Source organism: Streptomyces sp. NBC_00299, from assembly GCF_036173045.1.
Lineage (GTDB): Bacteria > Actinomycetota > Actinomycetes > Streptomycetales > Streptomycetaceae > Streptomyces > Streptomyces machairae.
The window spans coordinates 168342-194404 of sequence record NZ_CP108040.1 but is presented as its reverse complement, the minus strand read 5'-3'; the positions used below and the strand labels follow the sequence as shown (position 1 = coordinate 194404).

The following is a 26063-nucleotide window of genomic DNA, read 5'->3' as shown; positions in this document are numbered from 1 at the left end:
CGATGACGGCGTTTTCAGGGTTTCCCGGCTCGCCCCGGACGGTACGCGGCGGTTTCGTCGTCATGGACGCCGACGGGCGCGCGGCCGTGCGCACCGTCCCGTTCCAGTACAACCCCGAGACGCTGACCCGGACGCTGACCCCGCGGGGCGCGAGCGTCGATTCGGGTGACCGGCTGGAGGCGCTCCGGCTGGTCGGGCCGCCGGTGGAGACCCTGAAGCTGGAGATCGCCCTCGACGCCACCGACCGGCTGGAGAAGCCCGGTCAGCACCCCGACACCGTCGCCGAGGGTATCGCCGCGGACCTCGCCGAGCTGGAGACCATGATCTCGCCGGCCACCGCCGACGTGGTGGCCGCCGAGGCACTGGCCGGGAGGGGGACGCTGGAGATCCTTCCGCTCCCGTCCCCGCTGCTGCTGCTCGTACTGGGCGCCGACCGCACGCTGCCGGTGCGGATCACCGAGTTCACCGTCACCGAGGAGGCGTTCGACACACGGCTGAATCCGATCCTCGCCCGCGTCGGTCTGGGGCTGCGCGTGCTGTCGTCCGAGGATCTCCCGATGGGCTCGACGGGCGCCGAGCTCTTCCTCACCGCCGCCCGCCGCCGTGAGCGGCTCGCCAGCCGGCGCGGGGCCGACGTCCGGGCCCTCGGTCTGTCGAGGCTTCCGTGACCGCCGCGCCGTACCCGCCGAACAGCCGCTACTTCGGGGTGCCCGTCGTCAGCCGCACCGGCGACGACGGAACCACCGAGGTGTACCTGGCACGGCGGATCCTGCCCGCGCCGGATCGTTATGTGCCGCTCGGGCACCGCCGGATCGCCGGCGGCGAGCGGCCCGACACCCTCGCCCACGACGCCTACGGGGACCCCGCCCTCTGGTGGCGCGTCGTCGACGCCGACGGCGCGGCCGACCCGGCCCGGCTGACCGACGCCGAGGGCCGGCTCGTCATGATCCCGCTCCCCCTGGAGATCACCGGCCATGGCACTGCTTAGTTCCGTCACGCTGACCGTCCTGATGGGGCCGGTCGCCGTCGCCCCCGCGCCGAAGGCGGTGATCGACGCCCTGGACGGCGCCACGGTGACCCAGGCGGTGGGCTCGCGCTCGGGATTCCAGCTGAGCTTCACCTACTCCAAGACGTCGCCGATCGCCACGTCCCTGCTTCCCGCGGGCTTCTTCGACCCGATGGTGCGCGTCGTGCTCGTGGCGACGCTGCGGGGCGTGCCGAAGGTGCTCGCCGACGGGCCGGTCAAGCGCCAGGACGTCACCACCACCGGCCGCCCGGGCGAGCACCGCCTGGTCGTCACCGGCGAGGACGTCTCCGGGTACATGGACGTGCTCGACGCCACCGGCTTCGCGTTCCCGGGGATGCCGCCCTTCGCCCGGGTGGCGCTGATGATGGCCAAGTACGCGGCGTTCGGGGTCGTGCCGGTGACGGTGCCCCCGCCGTTCCAGCCGGTGACGAGCGCGGTGGAGAAGTTCGCCCACCAGCAGGGGACGGACTTCGCGTACGCCACGAAGCTGGCGAAGGACGCCGGTCACGAGTTCTATGTGACGCCCGGTCCTGCGCCCGGCGTGAACATGGCCTACTGGGGGCCGCAGGTCCGGGCGGGCGTGGTGCAGCCGGCGCTGACCGTCGACATGGACACCGCGTCGAACCTCGACGGCATGAGCTTCTCCGCCGACGGGAACGCCGCCGTCCTGCCGTACGGGCACGTCAAGGTCGCGAACTTCTCCGTGCCCGTGCCGGTCCCGGACATCGGGCTGCTCAAACCGCCGCTCTCGGCCCGGCCGTTGGTGCCGACGCGGACGAAACCGCTGGAGACCGACCGGATGGGACTGCCGGAGGCCCTGATGACGCTGCTCGCCGGGCGCGGCGCGGCGGACCCGGTGACCGCGACCGGGACGATGGACCTGGCCCGCTACGGACGTCCCCTCGACGCCCGTTCCCTGGTCGGGGTGCGCGGCGCGGGACGGGCGCACGACGGGCTGTGGTTCGTGCGTTCGGTGACGCACTCCCTGGGGCGGGGCAGTTGGAAGCAGGCGTTTCAACTCGCGCGGGACGGTCTGGTGTCGAACGTGCCGGAGGTGACGCCATGACGTCCGGGCCGAAGTACTTCGGGAAGTACCGCGCCACCGTCCTCAACACCGCCGACCCCCTCGTGCAGGGCCGGATCCAGGTGCAGCTCTCCGACCGGTACGGGCTGTTCCCCTCGACGTGGGCGCTTCCCGCCGTTCCGTTCGCGGCCAAGGGCACCGCGGGGGTCATCGCGCTGCCGCAGACGGGCAGCATGGTGTGGGTCGAGTTCGAGGCCGGTGATCCCGACTGCCCGATCTGGACGGGGGCGTTCTGGCCCGAGCCCGCCGGTGCCCCGCTGCTGGCGATGGCCGGCACTCCGGCCACGCCGAACATCCATCTCCAGACCACGACCGGTGTCTCGGTGACCCTGTCCGACATGCCCGCGGCCCAGCTCCAGGTACTCACCCCCGCCGGGGCGTCGATCGTCGTCGGGTCCGCCGGGATCAGCATCAGCAACGGGCAGGCGTCCATCGTGCTCTCCGGCCCTTCGGTGATCATCAACGGGGGTGCGCTCGTGGTGACTTGAGAGCCGGTGCCGGCCACTCGTCCACCCCCTCTCCCCCATCCATCCGCAGCGGAAGGAGCCCCCCGATGCCCGGGGCCGTCCTGCACGCCGGAGCGACCGTGACCTGCCCGCACGGCGCACCGCTCACCATCGTCGCCGCCGGCCCCCGGGTCACGGTGTCCGGTTCCACCGCGGCCGTCGTCACGGACCAGGGCTTCGTCACGGGCTGTCCGTTCACGGTGCCCCCGAAGCCCCAGCCGTGCGTCAGCACCAAGTGGCTCGCCGGGGCGGCCCGGGTGACCGCCTCGGGCCGACCACTGTTGGTCAACCCGGCCGGCGCGCTCTGCCTGTCGGCGGAGCAGATCCCGGCCGGTCCGCCGATCGTCTCCGGTACCCAGACCCGGGTGGTCGCGACGTGAGCCGGCTCGCCTTCCCGTTCGCCGTCACCTCGCTCGGCCGCTCCGCCACGGTGGCGTACGGCAGCGACGCGCACGTGCGGCAGATGCTCGGACTGCTCGTGCTCACCCTGCCGGGGGAACGCGTGATGCGGCCCGATCTCGGCAGCCCCGCACAGCAGTTGGTATTCGGCCCGCAGAGCGGTCCCACCGCGGTCGCGCTCGGCGCCGCCCTGCAGTCCACGGTCCAGCAGTGGCTGGGCGACGTGCTCACCGTCCGGGACGTGTCCGTCGAGGCCACCGACGATTCCGGGGCGGTCGAGATCGTCGTCACCTACGAGGTCCGTTCGAGCGGATCGGCCGACGAGGTGCGGCTGCGGAAGGACCGCGCATGACCGGTGCCCGCTACCACTGCCGCGACGAACGCCGGAGGGCCGTGCTCGCCCGGTCCGAGCGGGCGGACATGTCCGGGATCGACTACGTGGAGGTCCGCCGGGGCAGCACGGTCGACCAGCCTACGCTGATCGACGTCGTCCTGGTGAAGCCGCTCCCACTGCCCCAGGCCGAGCTGACCGGGGACCAGATCGCCCTCACCGGCGGGGTGCGGTTCCCGGCACCGCGGGTGGATCCCGTGGTGCTGGCGGCACCGGGCGGGACGCAGGTGTCGCGGTACACGGTCACGGTGCCCGGCGGCCAGCCAGTCGACTTCTCGACGTACCGGCTCGCGATCGTCGCCGGACCGGGCGCGGACGTCCCGCCCGGCTTCATCGACCCCCGGCTGTCCGCGGTCGACCTCTCGTTCGCCGTGGACTGCTTCGACGACGGCGACTGCGCGCCCGGCGGCCGCGGGCCGGCGGCGGCCGTGCCGCCGGACCCGCGCTTCGACTACCGCACCCGTGACTGGGGGGGCTTCCGGCGCCTGATGCTCGACCGGATGGCGGTGCTCGTCCCGGGGTTCCGCGAGGACGACCCGGTCGACCTGACGACGACGCTCGTCGAGGCCCTGGCCTACCGCGCCGACCAGCAGAGCTACACCATCGACTGGGTCGGGACGGAGGCGTTCCTGGACACCGCGCGCACCCGCGTGTCGGTGACCCGCCACGCCCGGCTGCTGGACTACACGCCGGGCGAGGGCGCCTCCGCCCGCACCTTCGTCGCCGTGTCCCTCGAACCGCCCGGCACGGCAGGGGACGGCTACGAGCTGCGCGCGAGCACCCCGGTGCTGCCCCGTTCGCCAGCGCTGCCCCCCGTCGTCACGGCGTCGGCCTATCCGGAGGCGCTGGCGTCGGCGCCGGCCGTCTTCGAGACGCTCGCTCCCCTCCGGCTATGGAAATGGCGCAACGAGATCGCCCTGCACACCTGGGGGGACGAACGGTGCACGCTGCCCGCCGGGGCGACCGCGGTGACCCTCGTGGACGGCGGCACGGGCGCCACCGTGCCCCTCCCGGACGGCGGCGAGGCCACCGACCGGCTCGCCCCGGGCGACTTCCTGCTCCTGGCCGAAACCGCGGCCCCCGACACCGGGCGCGCCGAGGACGCCGATCCGGGGCACCGTCACGTCGTCCGGCTGACCCGGGTGACGACGACCGAGGACGTCCTCGCGCCCGGCACGCGCCTGCTGGACGTCGAGTGGGACGAGACTGACGCGCTGCCGTTCGACCTGCCGGTCACCGCCGAGGTACCGCGGCCGTCCGGCCCGGGCCGGCGGGTCGTCTGCGCCGCGGCGCGGGGCAATCTCGTGCTCGCCGAGCACGGCGCCACCCTGCCGCCGCCGTCGTACCTCGGCCTGGCGCCGTCGGCCGCCGAGGCGCTCGCCCCGCGGCTTTCACCGTCCGGCCCGCGGGCGGGGACGGCCTGGCGCCCGTCCGTGACCGGCGGCATCGGGCCGCTGGCCCGGACCGAGCGGCACCTTCCCGCCGATCCCGGACAGCCGTCGGCCTCCGCCCTCTTGACGGTCGATCAGGCCCGGTGCATGCCGGCCATCGCGCTCCACGACTCGTTCGCGACGTGGACCGTCCGGCGCGACCTGCTGGCGAGCGGCCGGTTCTCCCGGGACTTCGTCGTCGAGACCGGGCCGGACGGGCGGCCGGTCCTGCGGTTCGGCGACGGCACCCACGGCCTCGCGCCGGCGGTGGGGGACTCCCTCGCGGTCGGTGGGCGGTTCGGCACGGGACAGGTCGGCAACCTCGGTCCGGACGCGCTAGGCCACGTCGTCCTGGCCGCCACGGACGGCGGCACACCGGTCGTGTCGGTGACCAATCCGGTGGCGGCGTCAGGAGGCGCGGCGCCCGAGGACGACGCCGCGGTCCGGGCGGTGGCCCCGCAGGCGTTCCGCCGCCAGGAGCGTGCCGTGACCCCGGCGGACTACGCCGAGGCGGCGCGCCGCTTCCCCGGCGTGGCCGACGCCGTCGCCGTCCCGCGCTGGACCGGTGCCTGGCAGACGGTGCTCGTGCACGTCGACCGCCGGGGCGGGGCGGATGTCGACGCCGCCTTCCGGGCGGGCCTGCTCGAGCACCTGGAGTCGTTCCGGCTCGCCGGGTTCGACGTGGCGGTGCGCGGGACCCTCGCCGTCCCGCTCGACATCGGCCTGGCGGTCTGCGCGGCACCGGACGTGCCGCGCGGCGAGGTGGGGCGCCGGGTCCGCGCGGCGCTGTTGCCCACAGGAAGCGGTGGTGGCCCGGGTTTCTTCCATCCGGACCGGTTCACCTTCGGCACGCCCCTGTTCCTGTCGGCGCTCCTCGCCGCCGTCATGGCCGTCCCGGGAGTGCGGAGCGTCGAACCCCTGGTGTTCCAGCGCTTCGACCGCCTCGCCCAGGACGAGCTGGGCCGCGGGGTGATCCGACCCGCGACGGCCGAGGTCCTCGAACTGCACGACGATCCGAGCTTTCCGGAGCGCGGACGGCTGCGGATCAGCGTCGGAGGTGGCCGATGAGCTGCGCGTGCGGCTGCGACGGGGTGGGATGGGCGTCGCGTGCGAGAACTCCCGCCCGGCTGCCCGGCGATCCGGCCCGCTTCCGGTACGGCGCGATCCTGGAGCGGTTGCTCGACCGGATCTCCCAGGCCCAGGCCCTCGGCGGCCGACCACTGGCCACGCTCGGCCGGTCGCCCGACGATCCCGCCGTCGCCCTGCTCGCCGCGGCGGCCGGCGCGCACCACGTCCTGGGATGGACGCTCCACCGGCTCGCCGTCGACTCCACGCTGCCCGGCACCGAGGACCGCGCCGCGCTGGTCCGGCTGACCGGCATGCTCGGGCACGTGCCGCGGCCGGCGATCGCCGCCGAGGCCCTGCTGGCGTTCCGGGTCGGCACGCTCCCGGGCGCGCCGGACGTGGTGACGGTCCCCCGGGGGCTCAGGGTGGGCACGGTGCCCGAACAGGGCGAGCTGCCCGTGACCTTCGAGACGGACGCCACTGTCGAGGCCCGCGGCGCGTGGAACGCGCTGCCGCCGCTGCGCGCGTTCGCGCTGCCACCGGTATCGGAGGGGACCAGGAGCGTCGAGGTCGAGGGCATCACCCTGGGGGCCCGGGCCGGCGACCGGGTGCTTGTCCACGCGGGGAGCGACGAGGACGGGACGTCGTCCTGGCTCCTGGCCCGGGTCACGGACGTGGACGTCGCCGCCTCCGCCGAACCGGCCCGTACCGTGCTCACCCTCGCCGGGGGGCAACTGCTTTCCGTGGACACTGTTCTGACGGAGCCTTCGGGGCCGGGCACGGTGATCCTCCTCGGGCAGCGGGCCCAGGCGTTCGGCGCTACCGCGCCGGACATCACGTTCATGCCGGACGCGGTACGGATCGAGCACGGCGAGGAGCTGCCGTCGAAAAGACTGCCCGTCGAGTGGAAGAACTTCGTCATGGGCGCCCTGTCCGACCACGACGGCCTCTGGAACATCCACCTCGACACCGTGCATCCGCAGGCCGCGCCGGACCGCGTCGTGGTCCTGGAGGCCGCCTCCGCGGACCCGCCGGTCGGCGTGGCGCGCGTCTCCGCCGTACGGGAGACCGCCCAGACGGACTTCGGGCTCTCCGCGCGGTGCACCCGGATCACCCTCAACCCCGACCTGTGCCAGGACTTCAACGTTAAGGTCCGCGAAACGGTCATCCATGGGGAGACGGCCCGCGGGACGCTCCTCGCACACCTCCAGGAGCGCGTGCTGCCGGTCACCGACCCGGGGCCCGGCGGCGAGCCCGCGCCACCGCAGCACCCGGGCTTCCCCCCGCAGAACCTTCCCGACCGGTTCTACCTCGCCGGGAAACCGACCTTGCCGCCCGGACGGCAGGTGATCCTCACCGGGCGGACAGCGGGCGGCAGGACGGTCACCGAGGCGGCGACGGTCCTGCGGGTGGAACACCACAGCGGCGGCTCGCCGGTACGGCAGGCGACGCTGGTGGTGTTCGACGCGGCCCTGGCAGGCCGCTGGACGGACGCCACGTTGACCGTGATCGGCAACGTCGTGCCGTCCTCGCACGCGCTGACGCCCGCCACGGGCGCCGAGACCTTGGGGTCCGGCGACCCGGCGGCCGTCCTGCCGCGCTTCCCGCTCGGGCAGTCGCCACTCGCCCATGTCGCCGCGCCGGGACCCCGCGGGTACGCCCCGGCGATCGAGGCCCGGGTCGACGACCGCCGTTACGAGCCCGCCGACACGCTGTACGGCGAAGGGCCCGACAGCCACCGGTTCCAGGTCACCGAGCGGCCCGACGGCGGGTCCGAGCTGCGGTTCGCCGGGCGGCTGCCCAGCGGGACCGGCAACGTCGTCGCCCTCTACCGCGTCGGCGGCGGGTCGGCGGGGAACCTCCCGGACGGCCAGCTGACGCAGATCGTCACGCCGGTGACCGGTGTGGCCTCCGTGACCAACCCCCTGGCCGCGGAGGGCGGCAGCGACGCCGAGACGATCGAGGAGCTGCGCACCGCCGCACCGAGGGCGGTCCGGACGCTGGACCGGGTGGTGTCCCTGACGGACTTCGAGGCGTTCGCCCAAGCGTACCGGGGCGTCGGCAAGGCATCGGCCGTCGAACTCCGCGCGGGGCTGCGGCGGTTCGTGTGCCTCACGGTCGCCACCACTTCCCTCGCGCCACCAGCGCCGGGCTCGGACCTGGTGGCCGGTCTGCACGCCGCGCTCGTCGCGGCTGCCCCGCCGGGGACGCGCCTGCGCATCGCGGGCTTCGTCGATCTGCCGATGACCTTGGCACTGGCCCTCGCCTCCGACCCGGACCTGCCCCGGCCCCGCGTGGAGGCCGCGGTCCGCGCCGCTCTCGTCCGCGACTTCGGCAGATCGGCCCGGCCGTTCGGCACCGCCGTGCACCGCTCGCAGATCACCGCCACGGCGCAGGGCGTCCCCGGCGTCAGGGCCGTGCTCCTCACCCGCTTCTCGGCGCCGGGCGTCACGCCGGACGCCCAGGGGCGGCTGCCCTGCCCCGGCCCGGTCATGGTGACCGGCCCGGGCCCCGGCCCGGCCCGGCTGGAACCGGCGCGGCTGCTGTCCGTCGCCGGAGGCGACATCACGTTCACGGAGTTGACCGGATGAGTGTGCCGACCACGGTGAGCGGCAGGGCCGATCTGCCGGAGACCCGCGTCGAGACGGTCGCCGAGGCCCTGTACGGCCTGCTGCCGGCCCATGTGCGCCAGGCGGATCTCGCCGCGGCCGGGGCCCTGCGGGCGCTGTGCGGGGTGCTGGGACTGGCGAGCGCCGAGATCGACGCCGAGATCGAGGCGTGGTACGACGCGCTGTTCGTCGAGACGGCCGGGGAGGCGGCGCTCGCCGCGCTCGCCGCCCTCGTCGCCGCGCCTCCGATGCGGCCCGTCCCAGGAGGGGCGGGTACCGGCCGTCGCGCGTTGGTGGCCAACACCATCCGCTACCGGCGGGGCAAAGGGACGGCCCGGGTCGTCGAGGCGATGGCCGGCGACGTCACCGGCCTGGCCGCGGTCGCCGTCGAATACCACCAGCGGCTGGCCCGCTGCGCGCACCTGCTGGACGTGCGTCCGGAGCGCCCGGCCACCGCCGGGCTCACCCCGGGCGGGTCCGCGTCGTCGGCCGGGAGCGCCTTCGACCGGCTGCCCCGCCTGCTCGACGTCCGGCGCGTCAACGGGGCGTCTCCCGGCCGACCCGCCGGACGGCACGCGCCGGCCGCCGTCGGCGTCCATCTGCTGCGGCCGTCGGTGGCGCGGTTCCCCGCCCCCGTGGGGGACACCGTACCGGCGGCGGACATGGCGGGGGTTCCGCGGGCTCGGCCGTGGACGGCCGGCGGGACCGCGCCGCCGGGCCACTTCCAGCTCGCCCAGCAACCGGGCGCCGTTCTGCGCCTGTTCAACCCGGACCGCCGGGCGCGCGCCGTCGGCTCCCGGCTCCAGGAGGCCGACCTGCCCGGCCGGCTGAGCCGCCTGCCCCTGCACCTGGAGACCGCGGAACTGCGCGCCGCTGCGCTGGAGAAGCGGCCGCCGCGGCTGCCCGGCCGCCCATGGTTCGACGGCGCCGACGAACCGTTCACGGTCTTCCTCCGGCGGGACGGCGAGACGGCCTTCCGGCGCGTCCCGCCGGCCGAGGTCCGGATCGTCGACCTGGAGTCCCCGCCAGCTCCTCCGGGCGCCCGGGTCGCCCCCAGGGTGACGCACACGTGGTACGAGCCCGGGGTCACGGCGCCGGCACCCCGGAGCGGTACGCATCCCGTCGCGTGCGCCGTCGATCCCGTGACCGGCCGGATCGTCGTGGCCGAGGTGCCCGGGCCGGACGTCGCCGAGGTGCGCGTGGCCTGTGCCACGGCCGCCGGCCGGCCCGTCGGAGCCGGTGCCCACGACCGCAACGCCCCGGACCGGCCGTTCGATGTGCGGAGTACCGGCGAGACGAGGGATCTGGTCTGGGTCGTCGATCCCAGCGCCGCGCCCGGTGGTTCGCCGGAGACGTCGAGCCGTACCGTCGCCACGCTCGCGGACGCCCTCGCCGGGGTCGCGTCCCAGGGGGCGGGCCGCCGCAGCATCGTCGTCCTGGCCCGCTGCGACCTGGAGGCCGCGCCTGCCGGCTCGGCCACGCTCGACGTGACGGTGCCCCCCGCGTCCGAGGTGCACGTCGTGGCCGCGCAGTGGCGGCGGCCGAGGGTGTTGCCCGGCGCGGACCCCGACCCCACCCTGCGCGGGTTCGTCGTCCGGCGGGAACGGCGCTGCACGGTGGACGCGCCAGCGCGGGTGCTGCGCGGGCCGGGGGACGCCGGTGCGCCGGCCGGCCGGCTCGTCCTCGACGGGCTCGAACTCACCGGCGGTCTGCGCCTCGGCGCGGACGCGGTGTCCGAACTCGACCTGCGGTACGTGACGGTGCGTGCCCCGGGGGGCGTCGCCGTGGGCGCGGACGGCGACCTCACCGCCGTCCGGATCGGCGTGGACCACGCGGTCTGCGGCCCCCTGCGGATCGGCGACGCGGACACCGCGGTGAGCGGCGAGCTGCTGGTCACCGACAGTGTCGTGACGGCGGACGGCGCGGCCGGCCCGGCGCTCGCCGCGCCGGGACTCGACGTCGCGCTGCGCGACGTCACCGTGCTCGGGGCGTCGTCCGTACGCTCCCTCGCCGCGACGAACGCCGTGTTCGCGGAGGCTGTGACGGTCATGCGCCGCCAGACCGGCTGTGTGCGCCACAGCTTCGTACCGCACGGCTCCGCGGTGCCGCGCCAGTTCCGCTGCCAGCCGTCCCTCGCCCTGGCGGCGGCCGAGGAGGCCGCGGGCCGGCCGTTGTCGCCGGACGAGGCCGACGTGGTCCGGTTCGCGAACGAACCCCTCTTCCTGGACACGGCCGCGGACGAGCCGACGCTGGCTATGCTGCATCCGCTCTGCCCCGACAGCGTCCGCTCGGGGGGCGAAGGCGACGTCGAGATGGGCGCCTTCGCCCGTGCGGCCTTCGGGATCGCCGTCGCCGACATGCGGGCCCTCTTCGACGAGTACCTACCGGTCGCCCTGGCGGCCCGAGTCATCGACGACACGCGCTCCGGCGCTGTCGCAGCCCGGAGGAACAGACCATGACCATCCGCAACGACGCCACCCGCCTGACGGTCCGGGCACAGGACGAGCGGCAGCCGCGCTCGGTCGTCGTCCGGCAGGGACAGGTGCTGCTGGACGCCGACCTCGACGCGCAGGGCCGGCACCTGCTCGACCGGGTCGAGACGGAGACCGGCGACGTGCTCGGCTCCGGCGGGCGCCTGGTGGTCCCGGCCCCGTCGGGTGCCTTCTCGGTGACACCGGCGGCCGCGCCGGGCGCGTGCGGGATCGGCACGGGCCACGGCTTCCTCGGCGGCTGGCTGGTCGAGAACAGGACCGAGAACTGCCTGGTGGACAACCAGCCGCATCCCTGGACCGGCACCGCCACGACCGGCCCGGTGCTCCTCGCGCTCAAGGCTCTCGTCCGGTACGTCGATTCCGTCGAGGAGCCCGCCTACGCCGACCCGGCCCTCGGTGACGCCCAGGCGGCCGGACGCGCCCTGGTCGACTGGCAAGTGTTCCCCTATGTCCCCGAGGGGGGCTGGGGCACGGGCCCCGACTGCGCCACGGTCACGGAACACGGGGACTGGAAGAAACTCGTCCAGCCGTCGACCGGCACCCTGACGGTGGTCCCCGACCAGGCACCCCCGTCGTCCGATCCGTGCTCGCTCACCCCGCAGGGCGGGTTCTCCCGGCCGGAGAACCTGCTGTACCGGATCGAGGTGCACGGCGGTGTCCCGAACAGCGACTGGCCGGACGCTGACGGCCCGCGGTTCGGCATGGAGGGCCTCACGGTCAAGCTGTCGCGGCGCAACGCGTCGGTCCTGGCCCGGGTCGTGACGGTCGACGGTACTGCCGTCACCGTCGAGCCGCCGGCCCTCGATCCGCTCAACTGGTTCACGGCCGGCGCCTACGCCGAGTTCGTGTCGGAGCACGACGACGTCGACCCCCGCGACGCGGTCCAGTGGCAACGGCTGTTCCAGGTCGCGCGGGTCACGGACACCGTCGTGACACTGGAGACCGCCGCGACGGCCCTCGCTGGATCGATCAAGAGCGACACGACGGGCTGGTTCCTGCGGCTGTGGGACGCCTTCCCGAACGGCAAGGGGGTCGCCGCCGCTCAGGCGTCGCCCGACGATCCGAAACTCTCGCTGCCCCTCGACCTGGGCGACGGCCTGGCGGTCCGCCTGGGCCGGGGCGGCCTCGACGTCTTCCGCCGCGGCGACCACTGGACGTTCGCCGCCCGGGCCGACGGGTCGGTCGACTGGCCGGAGGGCCGGCACGAGCGGCCACACGGCCCGGAGATCCGGTACGCGCCGCTGGCCGCCCTGACCGGCCCGACGACCGCCCGGGACTGCCGGGTGCACGCCGCCACCCTGACCGACCGCGCGCTGCTGTACCGGGGCGGCGACTGTCAGGAGGTCCCGGAGCCGGCGGGCGGCGGCTTCGTCACCCTGCCCGGCAGGCTACGGGTCGCGGTGCTGCGCGGGCGCGTCCCAGTCCCCAGGGCCGTAGTCACCTGGAGCATGCCCGCGGGCGGCATTCCGAGCCAGGTCGGGGGCTCCGCGGTGGACGGGGCGAAGAGCTTCACGAGCGAGACGGACGAGAACGGGCTGTGCGAGGTCCCGTGGGCCGTCGACGCGAGCCGTGCCGACGAGGACCACCACGTGCAGGCGGTGCTCACCTCGCCGGCGGGCACTCCCGAGGGCCCGCCGCTGCTCTTCACGGCCGGCTTCCGGACGGCCGCCGCCACGAGCTACCTGCCCGGTGGCTGCGAACTGCTCCAGGGATCCAAGACGGTGCAGGAGGCGCTCGACGTGCTGTGCGCCAACATGGGCGGTCCCGTGGTGCCCCCGACGCTGCGGCTCGAGTCGATCGATCTGGTCGACCATGAAGGGGTATGGAATCTGATTCAGCAAGGCCTCATCCGCAACGGAACCGAGGTATCGCATACCGCCTTCGTGGACGGGATCTCCCTGGGCATCAGCATGCCGGATCCCGAGATGAAGTTGTGGACGGCTGCAAAGCCGTTCGACCCGCTGATCGAGGTCCACCTGGAGCTGCCCTACCCGGTGACGGATCCCGACAAGGTCTACTGGGCACGGGCCTCGGAGTCCGACGTCCTGTTGACCCCGAACATCACCGCCCCCTTCGGGTTTCACCGGGTGCGGCTGGACGGGACCGTGAAGGTGACGCAGACGACGGGAACCGCGAGATTGCAGTGGACGCCGTCGGAGATGGCCGGGGTGTTCCTCGACAGTGCGCCGCAGCACCAGTGGGGCAACAAGGTCGTCCTGGACGAAGTCGGGCAGGTCCAATGGCAGCCCGCGGAGACGGTCCCGCCGGTCCTCTGCCTCCTGCGGATCCGATCCGCTCACATCTGGGCCCCTGATCCCGATACGGGCCACCGGGTGTACCTGAACGCGGAGCACCTGAGGGTCGGAGGCACCTCGGCCAATCGCGATCTGTCCCTGTACGAGCGCGATCCCCAACGGGCCGCGGACCTCGACCTGTTCTTCTACCTCAAGATCGTTTGAGCGGGAAAAGGAACCCTTCCGGCCCGGAGGCGTGCGCCCGTCGGACTCTACCCCTCCACCCGCCGCCGTTATCTCTAGTGCTGGCTGATCATCAGGCATGTGAGCCGTGTTTGAGTTCAGCCGCATGCCTGACGGCTATCCGAGGGGTGTTCAGGCATGTTGACGATGTCTGGGATGGGGCTATGTGTTTCCGGAGCCGTGGCTGGACCGAGCGCCGGCTGTGTCCCGCCGTCAGCAGTGCGTGGACGGCGGCATGCCGGGCCCGGGTCCAGTCGGCGAATCGGTGCCCGCGCGGCCAAGGAGAACCGGACGAGTCCGCGGCCAGAACAGCCTTGGGTCCGGGTCCGGGTCCGGGGACCGTGGGGACCAGAGCGCGGAGGCAGCAACGGTGCTGGGCGACCGCTCCGCTCGGCGGCCTCGCTGAGGTTGTGCCAGAGATGCCACCGGTCCGCGACCTGAACGGCCTGCAGTGCATTGGCAGTGGCGCCCTCGGCGAAGAACAGCGCCCGGTCCCGGCCGCCCGCCGCAGCGTCAACCTCGACGGCTGGACCCTCCAGGACGAAGACGGCCGCACCCACACCTTCGACCACTACCGCCTCGAAGGCCGCGCCACCGTCCGCATCCACACCGGCCACGGCCGCGACACCGACAGCGACCTCTACCAGGACCGCCGCCATTACGTCTGGGACAACCGCTCCGACACCGCCACCCTCCGCAACGACCACGGACGCTTCATCGACGACGAGTCCTGGGGCCACCACCGCCACCGCGGCCGCCACCACCGCTGACCACCACCGCGTGCCTGAACTGAACACCTCACCCGCGCCCCGAAAGAACGTGGACGCGCCCGGCCTTCCCGGCCGGGCGTATCTCGTCTACGCGGACCGCTCTGGCGCTGGCGAGCTGAACCGCGCGGCACGGGCTGCTAGGGTCCGTCTTCAAACGGATCTTGCCAAGAGCAGGAACGATGCGAGGGTGACCGCTGCTTCGTTGGAGGTGGCGGTCTTCTCGTATCTCGTGGCGATGCCGCGGAAGCTCTTGAGCCGGTTGAAGCAGCGCTCGATCACGTTGCGTTGGCGGTATGTTTCCCGGTCGAATCCTGGTGGTCGGCCGCCGTGGCAACCGCGCCTCAGCCGGTGCCGGCGCTGGTCGGTCTTCTCGGGGATGGTGTGCGCGATGCCGCGTTTCCTCAGGTAGGCGCGGAAGCCGCGGGAACTGTAGGCCTTGTCTGCGATGACCTGGTCGGGCCTGCAGCGAGGTCGGCCCAGGCCGTTGCGAGGAACGCGGATCCGTTCGAGTAGCGGGCGTGCACAGACACTGTCGTGGCGTTGGCCGGGTGTCAGCAGGATCGCGAGCGGGCGGCCCTTCCCGTCGCATGCGAGGTGGACCTTGGTGGTCAGTCCGCCTCGGGATCGGCCGAGGGCGTGATCGTCCGGTTCGTCCGGCTGGTGCCGCCCCCTTTTCGGCCGGTGGCGGCGGCGTGCTGATGGGCGCGGACGATGGTGGAGTCGATCTGGACGAGCCAGTCGATGCCGCCGGCCGCGTCCGCGTGGGCCTGGATGGTCTGCAGGGCCCGGGTGAACACGCCGTCCAGGGCGTAGCGGCGGAAGCGGGTGTAGACCGTCTTCCACGGTCCGTAGCGTTCCGGCAGGTCGCGCCACGAGATCCCGGTTCGGATCTTGTAGACCATCGCGTTGATGACCTGCCGGTCCTCCATGCGAGGCCGGCCTGTGGCAGCCCGCGGTATCAACGGAGCGAGTAACTCCCACTCCTGATCGGTGAGTTCATGACGACGTATCACTCCACCGTGATCCACCAGTCGATGATCTTTGAAGACGGACCCTAGTGGCGCCAGCCGGAGATCCGTGGTGCCGCCGGGCTGGCAACGCGTGGATAGCCGGATCTTTGTGTGCATGAAAGTGGCCTCCACCACCAACCCGCGCGGGCGTAAGTGCACGCGCGAGAACGCCCAAGGGGCCCGGCCGGGCCCCTTGGCACCGCGTTCGAGGTCGTCAGCGAATGAGGTAAAGGACCTGGGCGGCGGTCAGGATGAGGGTGCAGATCAGGGTGAGGACTTCAGCCTCTGGCTTCGAGGGTTGCTCGGAGGGCAAGGGAGACGTCCCACAGACCGCACCTCATTGACGTGACGTACATGAGGTGCGGTCTGTGGGACGTCAGGTTGCGCGTCGGAGGGGGATGACGACGTTCTCGCCCATGCGCTTGGGTTCGAGTCGGTAGTACTTGATGTGCCCGAGCCTTTCGGTCTCCTCGAGCCAGCCGGCTTCGATGACCTGCTTGCGGGTGCGGGAGAAGACAGGCGGGGCCATGCCGACGAGTTTGGCCAGGTTAGCGGCTGTCTCAAGGACAGCGCCGGACCGGTCGGTCGGGTGCAAGGCGTACAGCATGACGACGAGGCGCTGGTTGGCGGTCATGCCGGCCGTCTTCTCAAGCAGTTCGAGGTTCTTCTGCTTGTCCTCACTGCTGGTCACTGGGCCTCCCACCGTGCAGGGGCGTTTTCGTTGAATCCGGGGATGTCCGGCGGGTTGCACGTCTTCACTGCGTCGCGCTGTTCGATCCCTGTTCCGTGGAAGGCGATGTAAGGGCTGATCCGGTAGAAGTTGTAATTGCCGATGCGTCCTCGGACGAGCAGGATGCGGTGCTTGGCCAGCTTCCTGTTGATCTTCCCGACGGCATCGGTGGACATTCCTACGCGTTTGGCGATGTCCGCTCCGGTGGCCCTCAGCGGCTCCATACCTTCGGGCGAGACCCCGATCCACCACAGGACTAGGAACTTCTGACTGGGTGTGAACGCCTTCGATTCGGTGATCGCCTCGACGCGTGCCTTGTCGACCTGTGTGTGCCTGCCGGAGAAGGCGTATGGCGCATAGGGGACCGGTTCGCCCGTGTCGGCGTCGACCAGCCTGCGTACTGCTCCCAACGGACCCTCCGGTGCAAGGGGGTTGATGGATGGTTCACGAGGGACGGCTGTGAGGCCGACCAGATGAACTTAACGTACATGAGCAAGACGTCAATCAACTCCGCTTGTCCGCCGTGTCGCTTGCTCTCATGTGAATAGATCATTTTGCCGAGCCCTCAGCCGCTCCCGCGTGGACTCATGTACGTCACGTCAATCTGGTGCTGTTTCAGGATCGTGGTGCCCAGTTTCTGGAACCGTAGTTACCGATCGCTCGATCGCTCTCCCAGTCCGACAGGTCGTGGTGCACGACTCCTGGGACTGTGTGGCACGGCTGAGGGATCTGTGTACTCAGGTCTGCAGATCGCCCTCTACGGCTGCAGGATCTGCTTGCCAGTTCCCACGATCTTGGTCGTGCACAGCGTTTCCCCAGGTCAGGTGCTCTTTGGCGGGCGCGCTCTCTTTCCTTACACAGGAGCCGCTAGGTCGTAATGCCGCACCGGAACCCGCCAGGGCAACTCGCCCCAGCACACACACCGTGCCCGCCCCGTCGCCACCCAGCTGCACTCACCGGAACCGAACGCACACGAAGTTCGTCCTGTGACCGACCCCGCACCCGAACGACCGCCCCTTTCCTGCGCGGACGGCCTGTGCCACGACGAAACGGACTCGCGCCGGGAAGTGTTGGGGCAGCGGGGTTCAGGGGCCGGCGAGGGCCAATGCACTTGTTTTTAACCAGGACCTGGACCACTTTGCCAGCCGTTTGACCTGCACCACCGAACGTCAGCAACGGCGATGCCAGCAGTCGACGGAGCAGGCGCGCGTGTGTTGCAGCAACCCTGTTCCGGTCTCAGCCCCGCTTCCTACCTTGAAAGCCCCGATGAACCGCCAGCCGCCCACGCCGACCAACCACCCCGGCGGGGCACCGCAAGCCCGCCAGGGCTGAGGAGCTACCGGCCCACGCGTCCGTGCCCCCAGAGCCTCACACCCCGTTGACCTAAAGTGATCTGGCTGCACGTCGATAGTTCTTCGCCTTCTTGGTCTGGTTGAGGTCCATCAGCCGGGCTCGACGAAGTTTCCGTCCGGCGTGGTTCCGCAGTCGAGCGCGGCCTCGACGGCCGGGCCGGTGTCTCGCGTGCGCGTCGTCCCGGTGCCAGCGACGACGTGCTGTGGATCCCGGCCAGAGCGCAGGCGTGCAGCGCAAGAAGCGAGCGGCCGTCGCCGCCGGTAAGAAGGCCGCGGCCGCCAAGAGGCGCGGCTCGCTGTACGCCGTGGGCTGACCCAGTGCCCGCCCAGCCCAGCGTGACCACGGGGAGCACGGGCCGGGCTGCTGCACGGCAAGGCGGGCCTGCTACCCATACAGCGGCCCGGTGCCGCCCGGCTCGTGCGAATACTGCGCTGCTACTCGAGTGGGTCATGCAGCACCAGAAGCAGCGCACGACTTCTTCCCGGAGGCCCTGGTGCTGGGCGAGGCCGGGCCGGTCGTCAGATCCGCCAGGAGCGGATGCGGTCGGCCGCGTCGTACCCATCGGCGCGGCCGACGTCGATGTCCCGGGCGAGGTCGATCAGCGCGTCGTACGGCGGATCGATGGCCTCTCCCGCGGCGTCCATATACGACACGACGATCGCGGCGCCGTACAGGGCGTTGCGGGCCGGGAGCGGGCGCAGCCGGATGACGGCGTGCATGAGGGCGGCCGCGCGCCAGGCGTTGTCGACCCGGGCGCCGACCTGCGGGGTATTGACGCGGTGGCGGGCGATGGCGGCCACGAGGTTGGAGAAGTCGTGGACGTCGGGGTGCTTGGGCAGCACCTCCGCCTGGCGCTCTAGCAGCCAGCGGATGTCGATGTGGAGCTCCACGTCAGGCCGCCCGGCCCGGGGCCTGGGTGGCGTCCAGGCGGGCGGGGGCGTCTTCGGGGAAGGCCGCGTCGAACGCGTCCGCGTTGTCCGCGACGTACTGGCGGAAGACGTCTGCGGCGCCTTCGAGGCGGGGGTCGCGGACAGCGTTGTGTGCGGCCTCGGTGATGAGTGCGGTGACCGAGGTTCCCTCGGCCTCAGCCCGTTCCTGCAGCTGGGCGTGGAGGTCCTCGGGAATCCGGATCGTCACTGGCTTCTTCGACATACCCCGAACGTACAGCAGGGTGTACAGCACACGCACGGGTTCGGCCAGATCGCCAGCGAAGGAGGCTGCCTACACGCCAGGCTGAACCATGCTGACCAGGGAGAACAACAGATCCAGGGGCCAGGGTGCCAATGTGACATAGTCCGTGTCCGGTCTGGCGGCGGCGGACACTATCCCCAGCGCCTCAGCTCCCTCGTCAGCTCCTCATGCCATGCCGCGCGGCGCGGGGCGCGGCCGTCTGGCGGGGCGCCAAGGGCAACCACAGGATCGTTGACCTGGTGGGTGACCCGGTAGGCCAGGACATCAGTCGCGGCATCCATCCAGTCGCTGGCGTTGCGGGAGGGCGCCATCGGGCCGAGTGCGGTGACGAACCACACCGGCAGTAGCTCCGCGCCGCTGAGCGCGTCGGAGAGCCGGCTGCGCAGCCGAAGCCGCAGCTTCGTGTTCGCCCGCTCGCCCGCATCGATCACCTTGGCCTTCTTCGCGCGCAGGGCGTTGTCCGCCTCCAGCTTGTGCCTGGCCGCCTCCCCTTTGGTCGTCGCGTCTCGATCCGGTTGTGAGCCGATTGGGCCTTGGGCGCGGATGTCGTGAAGTCGAGTTCGGCCGTCCTCCGTTCCGGGGCTGCGGCCTGGGTGGTGGCCAGGACCGCGGCGGCGCGAAGGACCGCGGCGCGGTGCCGGCCTCGCTCGTCCCGGGCCTGCTTGAGATGGGTGCCGGCTAGCGTTAGCCGGGAGCGCTCGTAGTCGGGCAGCAGGCCAGCGCGTGCATCGAGGCCCTTGTTCATGGTGACCGCCAGGGCGTTCAGCTCGCCCCCGCGATCCTCGTCGAGGTCGACGACAGTGGCGCCCTCGGCTTGGCGCAGGTAGCGCTCCAGCGCCGCCACTCGGGTCGCGAGCCGGTCCACATTCCCGTCGGCCTCCGAGATGCGGTCGCTGAGGTCGTTGTCGACCCGCTCGGTCTCCTCCTTCGCCTCCCGCAGGTCGTACTCGAGACGGTCGACCCGGCGCGGGATGTCCTCCAGCTCGTGGACAGCGCTCTCCACGTCCGACAGCTGGGAGCTCACGTCGGACAATTCGCGCTGGAGGCGGGTTTCGACGTTGCGGACCTTGCGGTCCAGGCTCGTGCTCGCTTCTTCCCAGCTCACGCTGCTGCCTTCCCTTCCCGCGCGTGTGTGGAGTCTGCGTCGGCCGCCAGGACGAAGCTGCCGATCCAGCCGGCGGCTGCGGCGATCCAGACCCATCCGGGCAGCACATCGAAGACGAGCAGGGGTACCAGCACGGTGACCGCTCCCAAGACGCCCGCCGCAATGCGTAGTTCCCGGTGCCCCTGTACGGGTGCGTCCATCCCGGTGGCCAGGAGACCGAACACCAGCTGAAAGACGGCGAGAGCGATCCAGCCCCAGCCGATCCAGCCGGTCAGCGGGGCCAGACCAAGTAGCACGGCCTCGAGCGCGTGTACCCGCGCCGACCAGGTGAGGGCGGTCTTGCTGGCCTGCCGGTGCGGCTCTTCCCGTTTCGCCGGAGCCTGGGCTTCGTACGCCAGCAGCGCCTCTCCGGCGTTGACCAGCCGCGCGAAGAGCGCCTCATAGCGCGGATCGTCTTCAGGCATGCCTTTCAACTCCTGAAGCACCGAGCTGATGTCGGCCTGATAGCCGGCGACCTCGCCAGCTATCTCGTGATCGATCTCGCCCACTCGTACCCCCTGTCACGACGCGCCGACGGAACCCTTCCCAGCAACGGTCCGCATCAGCCGCAAAGTGATCGACCGTACCGGCCTCTGTCCGAAGTGAGCTGGGCAATGATCAGAAGTGGCCGAATCCGCGCTGCCCCACCACCCGCACCCGGCTCCCCGCGCCAGGGACCTGTGGTGCCCAGACCGCGACAACGGCCTCGTGCTCCTGTCGCTCGCTTGTCCTCGGTGAAGGCGGCCTCGACGACCTATTTCGTGCCGCTGGTCGACAGTTCGGCTCGAATGTTCCGGTGGCCGGGACGCCGGCCTTGCGCGCGGCCTCGACGAACTGGGCCAGCTCGTCGAGGGTGAGGTCCTTGTCTTCACCGGTGGCCAGGCGTGAGGTTGACATGGAGCCAGGATGCGGCACCTGGGTTGGTGCCGATATACCCCTAGTAGGTGCATCTTTTGTCCACCCAGGGCAAGTTGGGGTGTGACGCCTCGTATGCTTATCACCGCTTCGTCTGTTCTTCCCGTTCAACTCCGCCGACCTTTTTGCGGGGTGTGGCGGACGCCCTGAGGGTCAGGGTGCTCGGAAGAACAGGAGGAGCAAGTGGAGGAACCGAACGAGCGGAAGCCGCATCGGCGTTGGACCGGCCCTGAGAGGTGGCAGGTCGGACTGGCCTTGGCGGGTCTGCTGGTGGCGGTTATCGCCACGGTGGGTCAGTACGCGCAGTAGCGAGACCCACGCATGAGCACCGGGAGCGGGCGGAAGCTGACACGCAGCGAGCCCGGCCTACACCAGGGCGACCGGGCTCGTGAACTACTGCGACGGGGGCCTGGCCTGGTGCCAGCCGGGTCAGGCTCCTCGTGTTGGGTCGACACATAGCGTGCCTACCCCTTTGATGGGGTAAACGGTATCACTTTCAGACCCGAATCTGAGCTATACAACTGCGAAGTTGCAGGTCAGGCGTGTGAGGCAACCGCGTTCGCGGTCGCGTCCGATGTCAAAGTCGTCGATCGCTTGCCTCCCTCCCGTCAGCCTCACGATGCTTCTTCTCGGCCTCGGCGAGGAAGCAGCCGACGAGAGAGAGCCGTCAGGCTGCTACCTCGCCGGTCCACTTCCGTCCGCAGCCGCGGCACTTGACGGTCGGCATGTGGCCGTCCCCGCCGTCGATGCGCAGCTGCGCGCTGCAGTGCGGGCACGGCCGCTCCAGGGCCTGCGTCTTCCTTGTCATCTCCAGTGCCGGGGCGATCTGGCCGGCGGCCAAGCGTGCAGCCGATGCGACCTGGCCCTGGTGGTGTACACCGGTAAGCCTCACGAAGGGCCCGGGCGCCCCGTCATGACGGGCCAGGAGCCACGCCGGGGCGAAGGGCGCTGTGCGTCGGCGAGGGTCGGTGTACGACCAGCGTCGCTCGTCGGCCGCGTCCTTCATCGACCGCACTTCGGCGAGCGCCTCAAGATGGCCGGTCTCCAGGATGTCGGCCGCCGACTTCAGCAGGGTGGTGACGGTATCGGCCTCCTCCGGCAGCGCGTGCCGGCGGTCCGGGTAAGCCGTCGATCACCTTCTGCTTCGTGACCCGCGCCAGCCGGATGGACGACGGCCCCTCTTCGTCTTCTTCGCCATCCCTGAGAGCTACCCACCGCCGCACGCCCCGGCACTGGGTGAGGTACCGCCGGGTTTGGACTCTGTTGGGGCTCCTACGAGGATGATCCTGCCCGCCCGACGCGCACCGCCGGCTCGGTGATGCGCTTTCAGGCGGCATCGCAACCGTCACCGTCGGCGTCGTGCCGGTGCGGGGCGCCCGGGGTGTCCCCGCCGTCCGGACCGGTCGTTCACCGCAGCGCCCTCTGCTGCTGCATATACATCACCGCTCAGCGAAGCGCTAATTCCGGTTTTCCATTTCAGTGAATGAAATCGAAATGACTGAAATGTGGCCTGGCGAACGGTGGCGGATAACTCGAGGCCCCAGAAGGGGTCGTTGCCAGGTGTTAACTGTCTGCGGAACAGGGGTGCGGCTCCTGCGTACGGCATTCCGCAGTCACGCCGAAACGCAGCGCCAGGCCCGTGTCCGCTCAGGGCAATGCGGAACGCCATGACCCTGTCGCTGCACGGGCCGGGCAGCACGCGTACTGCCGATTCACGCGGTAAGGAGAACGACGCACATCCGGCCCTTCAGGTGCGTTTACCTGCATGTTTGATTCGTTCTTGCGGGACACCGGCGCCCAGTTCGTCGCCGGCCTGCTGTGCACGGCCACTATCGCCGCGGCCGGTGCCATGCGCACAGCCTGGCGCCGTCGTCGGCAGCGCATTGAGCAAAACACCGCCCTGGAAACCGACGAATAGTTGACTCATTAATTCGTGCTCCCTGGAGGTATTTCGATGTCAGCTTCTCATTTTGTCGCCCGACGGACGACAAAAGGCGTCGTCACCAGGACGACAAAACCTGCCCGTCCGGAAGCCGAGTACGACCGCTACCACGCGTGGCAGTTGCTGTTCACACCGCAGCAGCGGCCGAAAGATTGGCCAAAGCAATATGATGCGTTGGACGGCGTTCCTGGGCTGGTCGCTCCCACGGGCTATCTCAGCGACATCGCCGCCAAGTACGACCGCATGCAGAGGCACCTTGAGGCCGAAGCCTCCGAGGCCTTGACCGAAACCGAGCTGCTTGCCGGGCTGCTGGTCGTCCGCGCGCTGCGCGACAAGCTGCTGGAAGACGAGGTGCGGCTCATCGGAGCCGCCCGACGCCGCAAAGTCACCTGGGCACGCATCGCGCACGCCATCGAGGTACGCAGCCGGCAAGCAGCCGAACGCCGCTTCCTCCAACTGCGCTCCGACATCGACGACCTGCACGGCTCTGTCCTCACTCAGCACGAGAGAGTCGCCTACGCCCGCGACCAGCGCGAGCGCCGTGCGGAGCGCTCCTGGACCGTGGACCACGCCGCCGAGATCCAGACCCTGGCCCACCAGCTGCTCAGCCTCACCGACCTGCAGTCCCGCGCCGACCATTCGCCACGCGCTCTCAAGGCCCACCACGATGCTGTGCACGAGGCAGAACTCGCCGGACTCCCCGCGCCGTCCCTGCCTCGCAGCCCGTGGCCTGAACGGCTGCGCGCTGCTGCCGAAGACAATGCCGATATCCGGGCCAGCCCTCTTATCCAATCCGCGTCCGACCTCAACGGCGCCCGGCTGAAGGCAACTCGCGTCGCCGACGCGATCCATCTCCTGTACGGCCTCGTCACGCACGCCGCCGACCCCGGCAATGTCGACCTGACCGACCTGCCCGAGCTGGAAGCCGCCGCCGCAGCCCTGTACCAGCAGGCCGAACTGCACGCCGTAAGGCCCCAGCGGCAGCCCCGCCAAAGGGGACGACAGCCGTCACCCGGTGGCGCCTGAGGACAGTAGACAGCAGTGACGGATGAGTTGGGCTGCGGGTGACCGCCCACCACCCCGCGTGCTGAGCAAACCAGCGGTCCGCCGGCCCTTAATGCTCCGTTCCGGGTGTCCGCGTACCACTGGTGCCCAGTGCGCCGGCGCGCCCGCCGCGTCGGCGGCGCACGGCTGGGAAGTGAGCAGACGACGCATCGCCCTGAGGGGGAGGGGAGGACGTGGCGGAGCCGTCCTTTCGTCGCGGCATGGCGATGCTCGGCACAGCACGCCGTAGGCGCAGCTCATCCCCGGCGCGCGCCCTCAGTACATTGATCGACAGGACGGCGGGCGGCGCTCAGTTGCGGTCCGTTCAGTCGGCGCTGTCCAGACGCCGCCGGGCTTCACACAGTGGCGCGGAACCTCTCGATCGTGGCCCGCATTTGTGCTGCCTGGTCCCACTCCGCACCGTACTTGCCGGTGGGCGTACGCCAGTTGCGTACGAGGTGTTCAGCCACCTCGGCAATGTCGTCCGGCGCTGCGAAGACCCGGTGCAGCGCGGCGAGCGGTTGGGGCGGGGTCGCGATCGACGGGCCGACCCCGAGCAGGGCATAGGCCCAGCCGGTCTCCTCCTCCCAGCGGAAGCGGAGACCACCCACGCCTGCGGTGCGGCTGATGTCCCACACGAGCACGATGTACATCGTGTTCCCGCCCTGGAGGTAGGTACGGTCGGCGCGGACCGTACCCGGAGGGATCCCACGCCCGGTGAGCGCTTCGTCGACAGCCCGGACATAGGGCCAGTGCGGCAGCCGCTGCGCAGCACCATCTACGAGACCGGGCGGGTTCAGGATCACAGCTCACCTCCAGAGGATGGGGCGGGTCACGAGGCGCGGCGGAAGGTGGCGGCGGGGCCGATCGCGCCGGGGCCGAACTTGGCGCGGATCCGGTCTATGGCTGCTTCGGCGACCAGGCGGTCCTCGCGAGCGCCGTCCAGGCTGATCTGCTGGGCGACCTGGCCGACGCCGATGAGGTCCTCGCCCTTGAGAACCAGGCCGGTCAGGCGGGCGCGCTGGAGGCCGGCGGCGTCCATGAGCTGGTAGGTGAGCGAGCGCAGGTCGTCCTCGTGCGCGGACGGCTCCGGCAGCCGGCGGGTGCGGTCCCATGACGTCCCGCCAGCGAAGCGCAGGCTCAAGGTCAGGGCGCGGGCGGCCTGCCCGCGCAGGCGCAGCAGGTGCCCGAGCTGGACGACCAGGTCCAGCAGGGCGGCTCGTACGGCGGCGCCGTCCAGGGTGTGCTGGGGGAAGGAGCAGCGGACCGTGGCGGAAGCGGGCAGTGCACGCGGGGTCACCGGGCGGGGGTCGATACCGCGGGCCCGGTCGGCGGCGAGACGGCCCGCGCGCCCGCCGAGCAGGCGTTGCACGGTGGCGGGCGGGACGGAGGCGAGCAGGCCGACGCAGTGGATGCCGTAGTCGCGTAGGGCGTTCGCCTGGCGCGGGCCGATGCCGTGCAGGTCCTCCACGGGCAGCGGCCCGAGCCAGTCGGTGACGTGGTCGGGGTCGATGGTGAGGACGCCGCCCGGGCCGAGGATCTGGGCAGAGGCGGTGGCCGCGACCGTGATCGAGGGGCCTATGCCGATCCGAACGTCGGTTCCGAGCCGGGAGATCGTGCGGACCCGCAGCACCTCCCCCAGCCGGCGGGCGTCCACGCCGTAGTACGGCACCGCCCCTTTCAGCTCCACCAGGGCCGCGGACGGCGGCAATGCCTGCACCACCGGAGACAACCCTGCGAGTTCCTCCAGCACCTGCCGGTAGACCTCCTCCGGCACCGTCGCCGCGCAGCGCACGTGCATCACCGTCGACGCCCTGCCCGCCGTCCGTTCTCGTCCCATGGCACACCCACCTCCTCCTCCCTCACATTATCGAACTAGAATTCGAACACGCGAGGGGTGCGGCCCCGCGCGGCGAAGGAACCGAGGAGGGCCGTGTTCGACGATCTACCTCCTGACCTGGAGCGACTCCTCACGCTCCGGGTGTGGCACGCCATGTGGCTGCATCGGATCGACAACAAGATCGCCGCCGTCCGGCAGCGGGAAGCCGAGCAGGAACACGGTCGCCGGCGACGCCCGCCCGTCCCCGACTGGATCGTCGAACTCGGTATCGGCGCCGGGAATCCGCCCACTCAGGTCCACGCCGGCGACTGCTACGCAGTCGCCAAACGCCGCCGCCCCATCGACCGCGACGAAGCCCGCCGGCTGCTCACTTCGGGACTGCCCGCCTGCACGCACTGCCGCCCCGACCGGCACCTCGGCATCCTCGAGTAGAAGCCGCCTGGGCCATGGAGCCGCGGATCCCCGCATGGCGCGGTGCGGCAGGCCACCTCCAGCTGGCGGCGCGGCGATCGTCCCAAAATGCTCCAGCCGCGACCGGCCGACGGCATCGTCAGCGCCAGTCCCTGTGGGCCTTCGAGGAAAAAGCGCGCTGTCCTGCCCGCCACCGCACAACTGAGCCCGCCGGGACTGCAGGAAGCGTTTCG

At 71.4% G+C, this 26063-nt stretch carries 26 protein-coding genes; 14 read left to right on the top strand and 12 right to left on the bottom strand.

Translation table 11 applies throughout. From position 1 onward, the window contains the following. Window positions 1–2: 2 nt before the first annotated feature. The 11 genes from OHT51_RS43140 (at window position 3) to OHT51_RS43090 (ending at window position 14250) form a co-directional block, all read left to right on the top strand. On the top strand, window positions 3–668 hold the full coding sequence (locus OHT51_RS43140) for a hypothetical protein (RefSeq protein ID WP_328884773.1): 666 nt from the start codon (window positions 3–5) through the stop codon (window positions 666–668). Continuing rightward, complete coding sequence (locus OHT51_RS43135) at window positions 665–988, top strand: hypothetical protein (protein ID WP_328884772.1); 324 nt, start codon at window positions 665–667, stop codon at window positions 986–988. Before OHT51_RS43140 ends, OHT51_RS43135 begins: the two co-directional genes overlap by 4 nt. Further along, the gene (locus OHT51_RS43130) at window positions 975–2093 is read left to right on the top strand and encodes a hypothetical protein (RefSeq protein ID WP_328884771.1); all 1119 of its coding nucleotides are present in this window, start codon (window positions 975–977) and stop codon (window positions 2091–2093) included. The genes OHT51_RS43135 and OHT51_RS43130 overlap by 14 nt, the downstream gene beginning before the upstream one ends. Next, window positions 2090–2599 carry a phage baseplate assembly protein V gene (locus OHT51_RS43125; RefSeq protein WP_328884770.1) on the top strand — a complete coding sequence of 170 codons (510 nt, stop codon included), beginning with the start codon at window positions 2090–2092 and terminating at the stop codon, window positions 2597–2599. Before OHT51_RS43130 ends, OHT51_RS43125 begins: the two co-directional genes overlap by 4 nt. Before the next feature lie 65 nt (window positions 2600–2664). Continuing rightward, window positions 2665–2997, top strand: coding sequence for a hypothetical protein (locus OHT51_RS43120; protein WP_328884769.1), 333 nt, complete (start codon window positions 2665–2667; stop codon window positions 2995–2997). Further along, entirely contained in the window at window positions 2994–3368 is a 375-nt protein-coding gene (locus OHT51_RS43115; protein WP_328884768.1) for a GPW/gp25 family protein, read from the top strand. Before OHT51_RS43120 ends, OHT51_RS43115 begins: the two co-directional genes overlap by 4 nt. Then, complete coding sequence (locus OHT51_RS43110) at window positions 3365–5905, top strand: baseplate J/gp47 family protein (RefSeq protein WP_328884767.1); 2541 nt, start codon at window positions 3365–3367, stop codon at window positions 5903–5905. Before OHT51_RS43115 ends, OHT51_RS43110 begins: the two co-directional genes overlap by 4 nt. Beyond that, entirely contained in the window at window positions 5902–8493 is a 2592-nt protein-coding gene (locus OHT51_RS43105) for a baseplate J/gp47 family protein (RefSeq protein ID WP_328884766.1), read from the top strand. The genes OHT51_RS43110 and OHT51_RS43105 overlap by 4 nt, the downstream gene beginning before the upstream one ends. Further along, entirely contained in the window at window positions 8490–10970 is a 2481-nt protein-coding gene (locus OHT51_RS43100; RefSeq protein WP_328884765.1) for a hypothetical protein, read from the top strand. The genes OHT51_RS43105 and OHT51_RS43100 overlap by 4 nt, the downstream gene beginning before the upstream one ends. After that, window positions 10967–13462 (top strand): DUF6519 domain-containing protein, encoded by a 2496-nt coding sequence (locus tag OHT51_RS43095; RefSeq protein ID WP_328884764.1) that lies wholly within the window; start codon window positions 10967–10969, stop codon window positions 13460–13462. Before OHT51_RS43100 ends, OHT51_RS43095 begins: the two co-directional genes overlap by 4 nt. 437 nt (window positions 13463–13899) lie before the next feature. Beyond that, window positions 13900–14250, top strand: coding sequence for a lamin tail domain-containing protein (locus OHT51_RS43090; protein ID WP_443052771.1), 351 nt, complete (start codon window positions 13900–13902; stop codon window positions 14248–14250). A gap of 150 nt (window positions 14251–14400) precedes the next feature. Here OHT51_RS43090 and OHT51_RS43085 read toward each other — a convergent pair. The 10 genes from OHT51_RS43085 to OHT51_RS43040 form a co-directional block, all read right to left on the bottom strand. Next, window positions 14401–15260, bottom strand: a protein-coding gene (locus OHT51_RS43085; RefSeq protein ID WP_443052770.1) for an IS5 family transposase whose coding sequence is annotated in 2 segments (ribosomal slippage) — window positions 14401–14904 and window positions 14907–15260 — 858 coding nt in all. Because the reading frame shifts where the segments join, the coding sequence is not laid out codon by codon here. Between the two features lie 376 nt (window positions 15261–15636). Continuing rightward, entirely contained in the window at window positions 15637–15894 is a 258-nt protein-coding gene (locus OHT51_RS43080) for a replication initiation protein, RepL2 (protein ID WP_328884791.1), read from the bottom strand. A gap of 53 nt (window positions 15895–15947) precedes the next feature. Further along, window positions 15948–16400, bottom strand: a complete 453-nt coding sequence (locus tag OHT51_RS43075) for a MarR family transcriptional regulator (RefSeq protein ID WP_328884763.1) — start codon at window positions 16398–16400, stop codon at window positions 15948–15950. A gap of 1461 nt (window positions 16401–17861) precedes the next feature. Beyond that, window positions 17862–18233, bottom strand: coding sequence for a toxin Doc (locus tag OHT51_RS43070; protein WP_328884762.1), 372 nt, complete (start codon window positions 18231–18233; stop codon window positions 17862–17864). A 1-nt stretch (window position 18234) separates the two neighbouring features. Further along, entirely contained in the window at window positions 18235–18495 is a 261-nt protein-coding gene (locus tag OHT51_RS43065) for a CopG family transcriptional regulator (RefSeq protein WP_328884761.1), read from the bottom strand. 170 nt (window positions 18496–18665) lie between these two features. Further along, a complete protein-coding gene (locus OHT51_RS43060; RefSeq protein WP_328884760.1) occupies window positions 18666–18965 on the bottom strand; it encodes a hypothetical protein in 300 nt (99 codons plus the stop codon). Further along, window positions 18962–19639, bottom strand: coding sequence for a hypothetical protein (locus OHT51_RS43055; RefSeq protein WP_328884759.1), 678 nt, complete (start codon window positions 19637–19639; stop codon window positions 18962–18964). The genes OHT51_RS43060 and OHT51_RS43055 overlap by 4 nt, the downstream gene beginning before the upstream one ends. Beyond that, window positions 19636–20187 (bottom strand): hypothetical protein, encoded by a 552-nt coding sequence (locus tag OHT51_RS43050; RefSeq protein ID WP_328884758.1) that lies wholly within the window; start codon window positions 20185–20187, stop codon window positions 19636–19638. Before OHT51_RS43050 ends, OHT51_RS43055 begins: the two co-directional genes overlap by 4 nt. Window positions 20188–20296: 109 nt before the next feature. After that, entirely contained in the window at window positions 20297–20575 is a 279-nt protein-coding gene (locus tag OHT51_RS43045; protein WP_328884757.1) for a hypothetical protein, read from the bottom strand. 685 nt (window positions 20576–21260) lie between these two features. Beyond that, entirely contained in the window at window positions 21261–21434 is a 174-nt protein-coding gene (locus OHT51_RS43040; RefSeq protein ID WP_328884756.1) for a hypothetical protein, read from the bottom strand. Window positions 21435–22358: 924 nt separating this feature from the next. Here OHT51_RS43040 and OHT51_RS43035 point away from each other — a divergent pair. Beyond that, the gene (locus tag OHT51_RS43035; RefSeq protein WP_328884755.1) at window positions 22359–22511 is read left to right on the top strand and encodes a hypothetical protein; all 153 of its coding nucleotides are present in this window, start codon (window positions 22359–22361) and stop codon (window positions 22509–22511) included. 36 nt (window positions 22512–22547) lie between these two features. Further along, window positions 22548–23561 carry a hypothetical protein gene (locus OHT51_RS43030; RefSeq protein WP_328884754.1) on the top strand — a complete coding sequence of 338 codons (1014 nt, stop codon included), beginning with the start codon at window positions 22548–22550 and terminating at the stop codon, window positions 23559–23561. Window positions 23562–23935: 374 nt separating this feature from the next. Here OHT51_RS43030 and OHT51_RS43025 read toward each other — a convergent pair whose 3' ends face one another. Next, window positions 23936–24385, bottom strand: a complete 450-nt coding sequence (locus OHT51_RS43025) for a DUF6292 family protein (protein ID WP_328884753.1) — start codon at window positions 24383–24385, stop codon at window positions 23936–23938. A gap of 26 nt (window positions 24386–24411) precedes the next feature. After that, window positions 24412–25419, bottom strand: a complete 1008-nt coding sequence (locus OHT51_RS43020; protein WP_328884752.1) for a DNA polymerase Y family protein — start codon at window positions 25417–25419, stop codon at window positions 24412–24414. Between the two features lie 93 nt (window positions 25420–25512). On the opposite strand from OHT51_RS43020, the gene OHT51_RS43015 reads away from it, so the two are divergent. Beyond that, complete coding sequence (locus OHT51_RS43015; protein ID WP_328884751.1) at window positions 25513–25851, top strand: DUF6233 domain-containing protein; 339 nt, start codon at window positions 25513–25515, stop codon at window positions 25849–25851. Window positions 25852–26063: the final 212 nt, after the last annotated feature.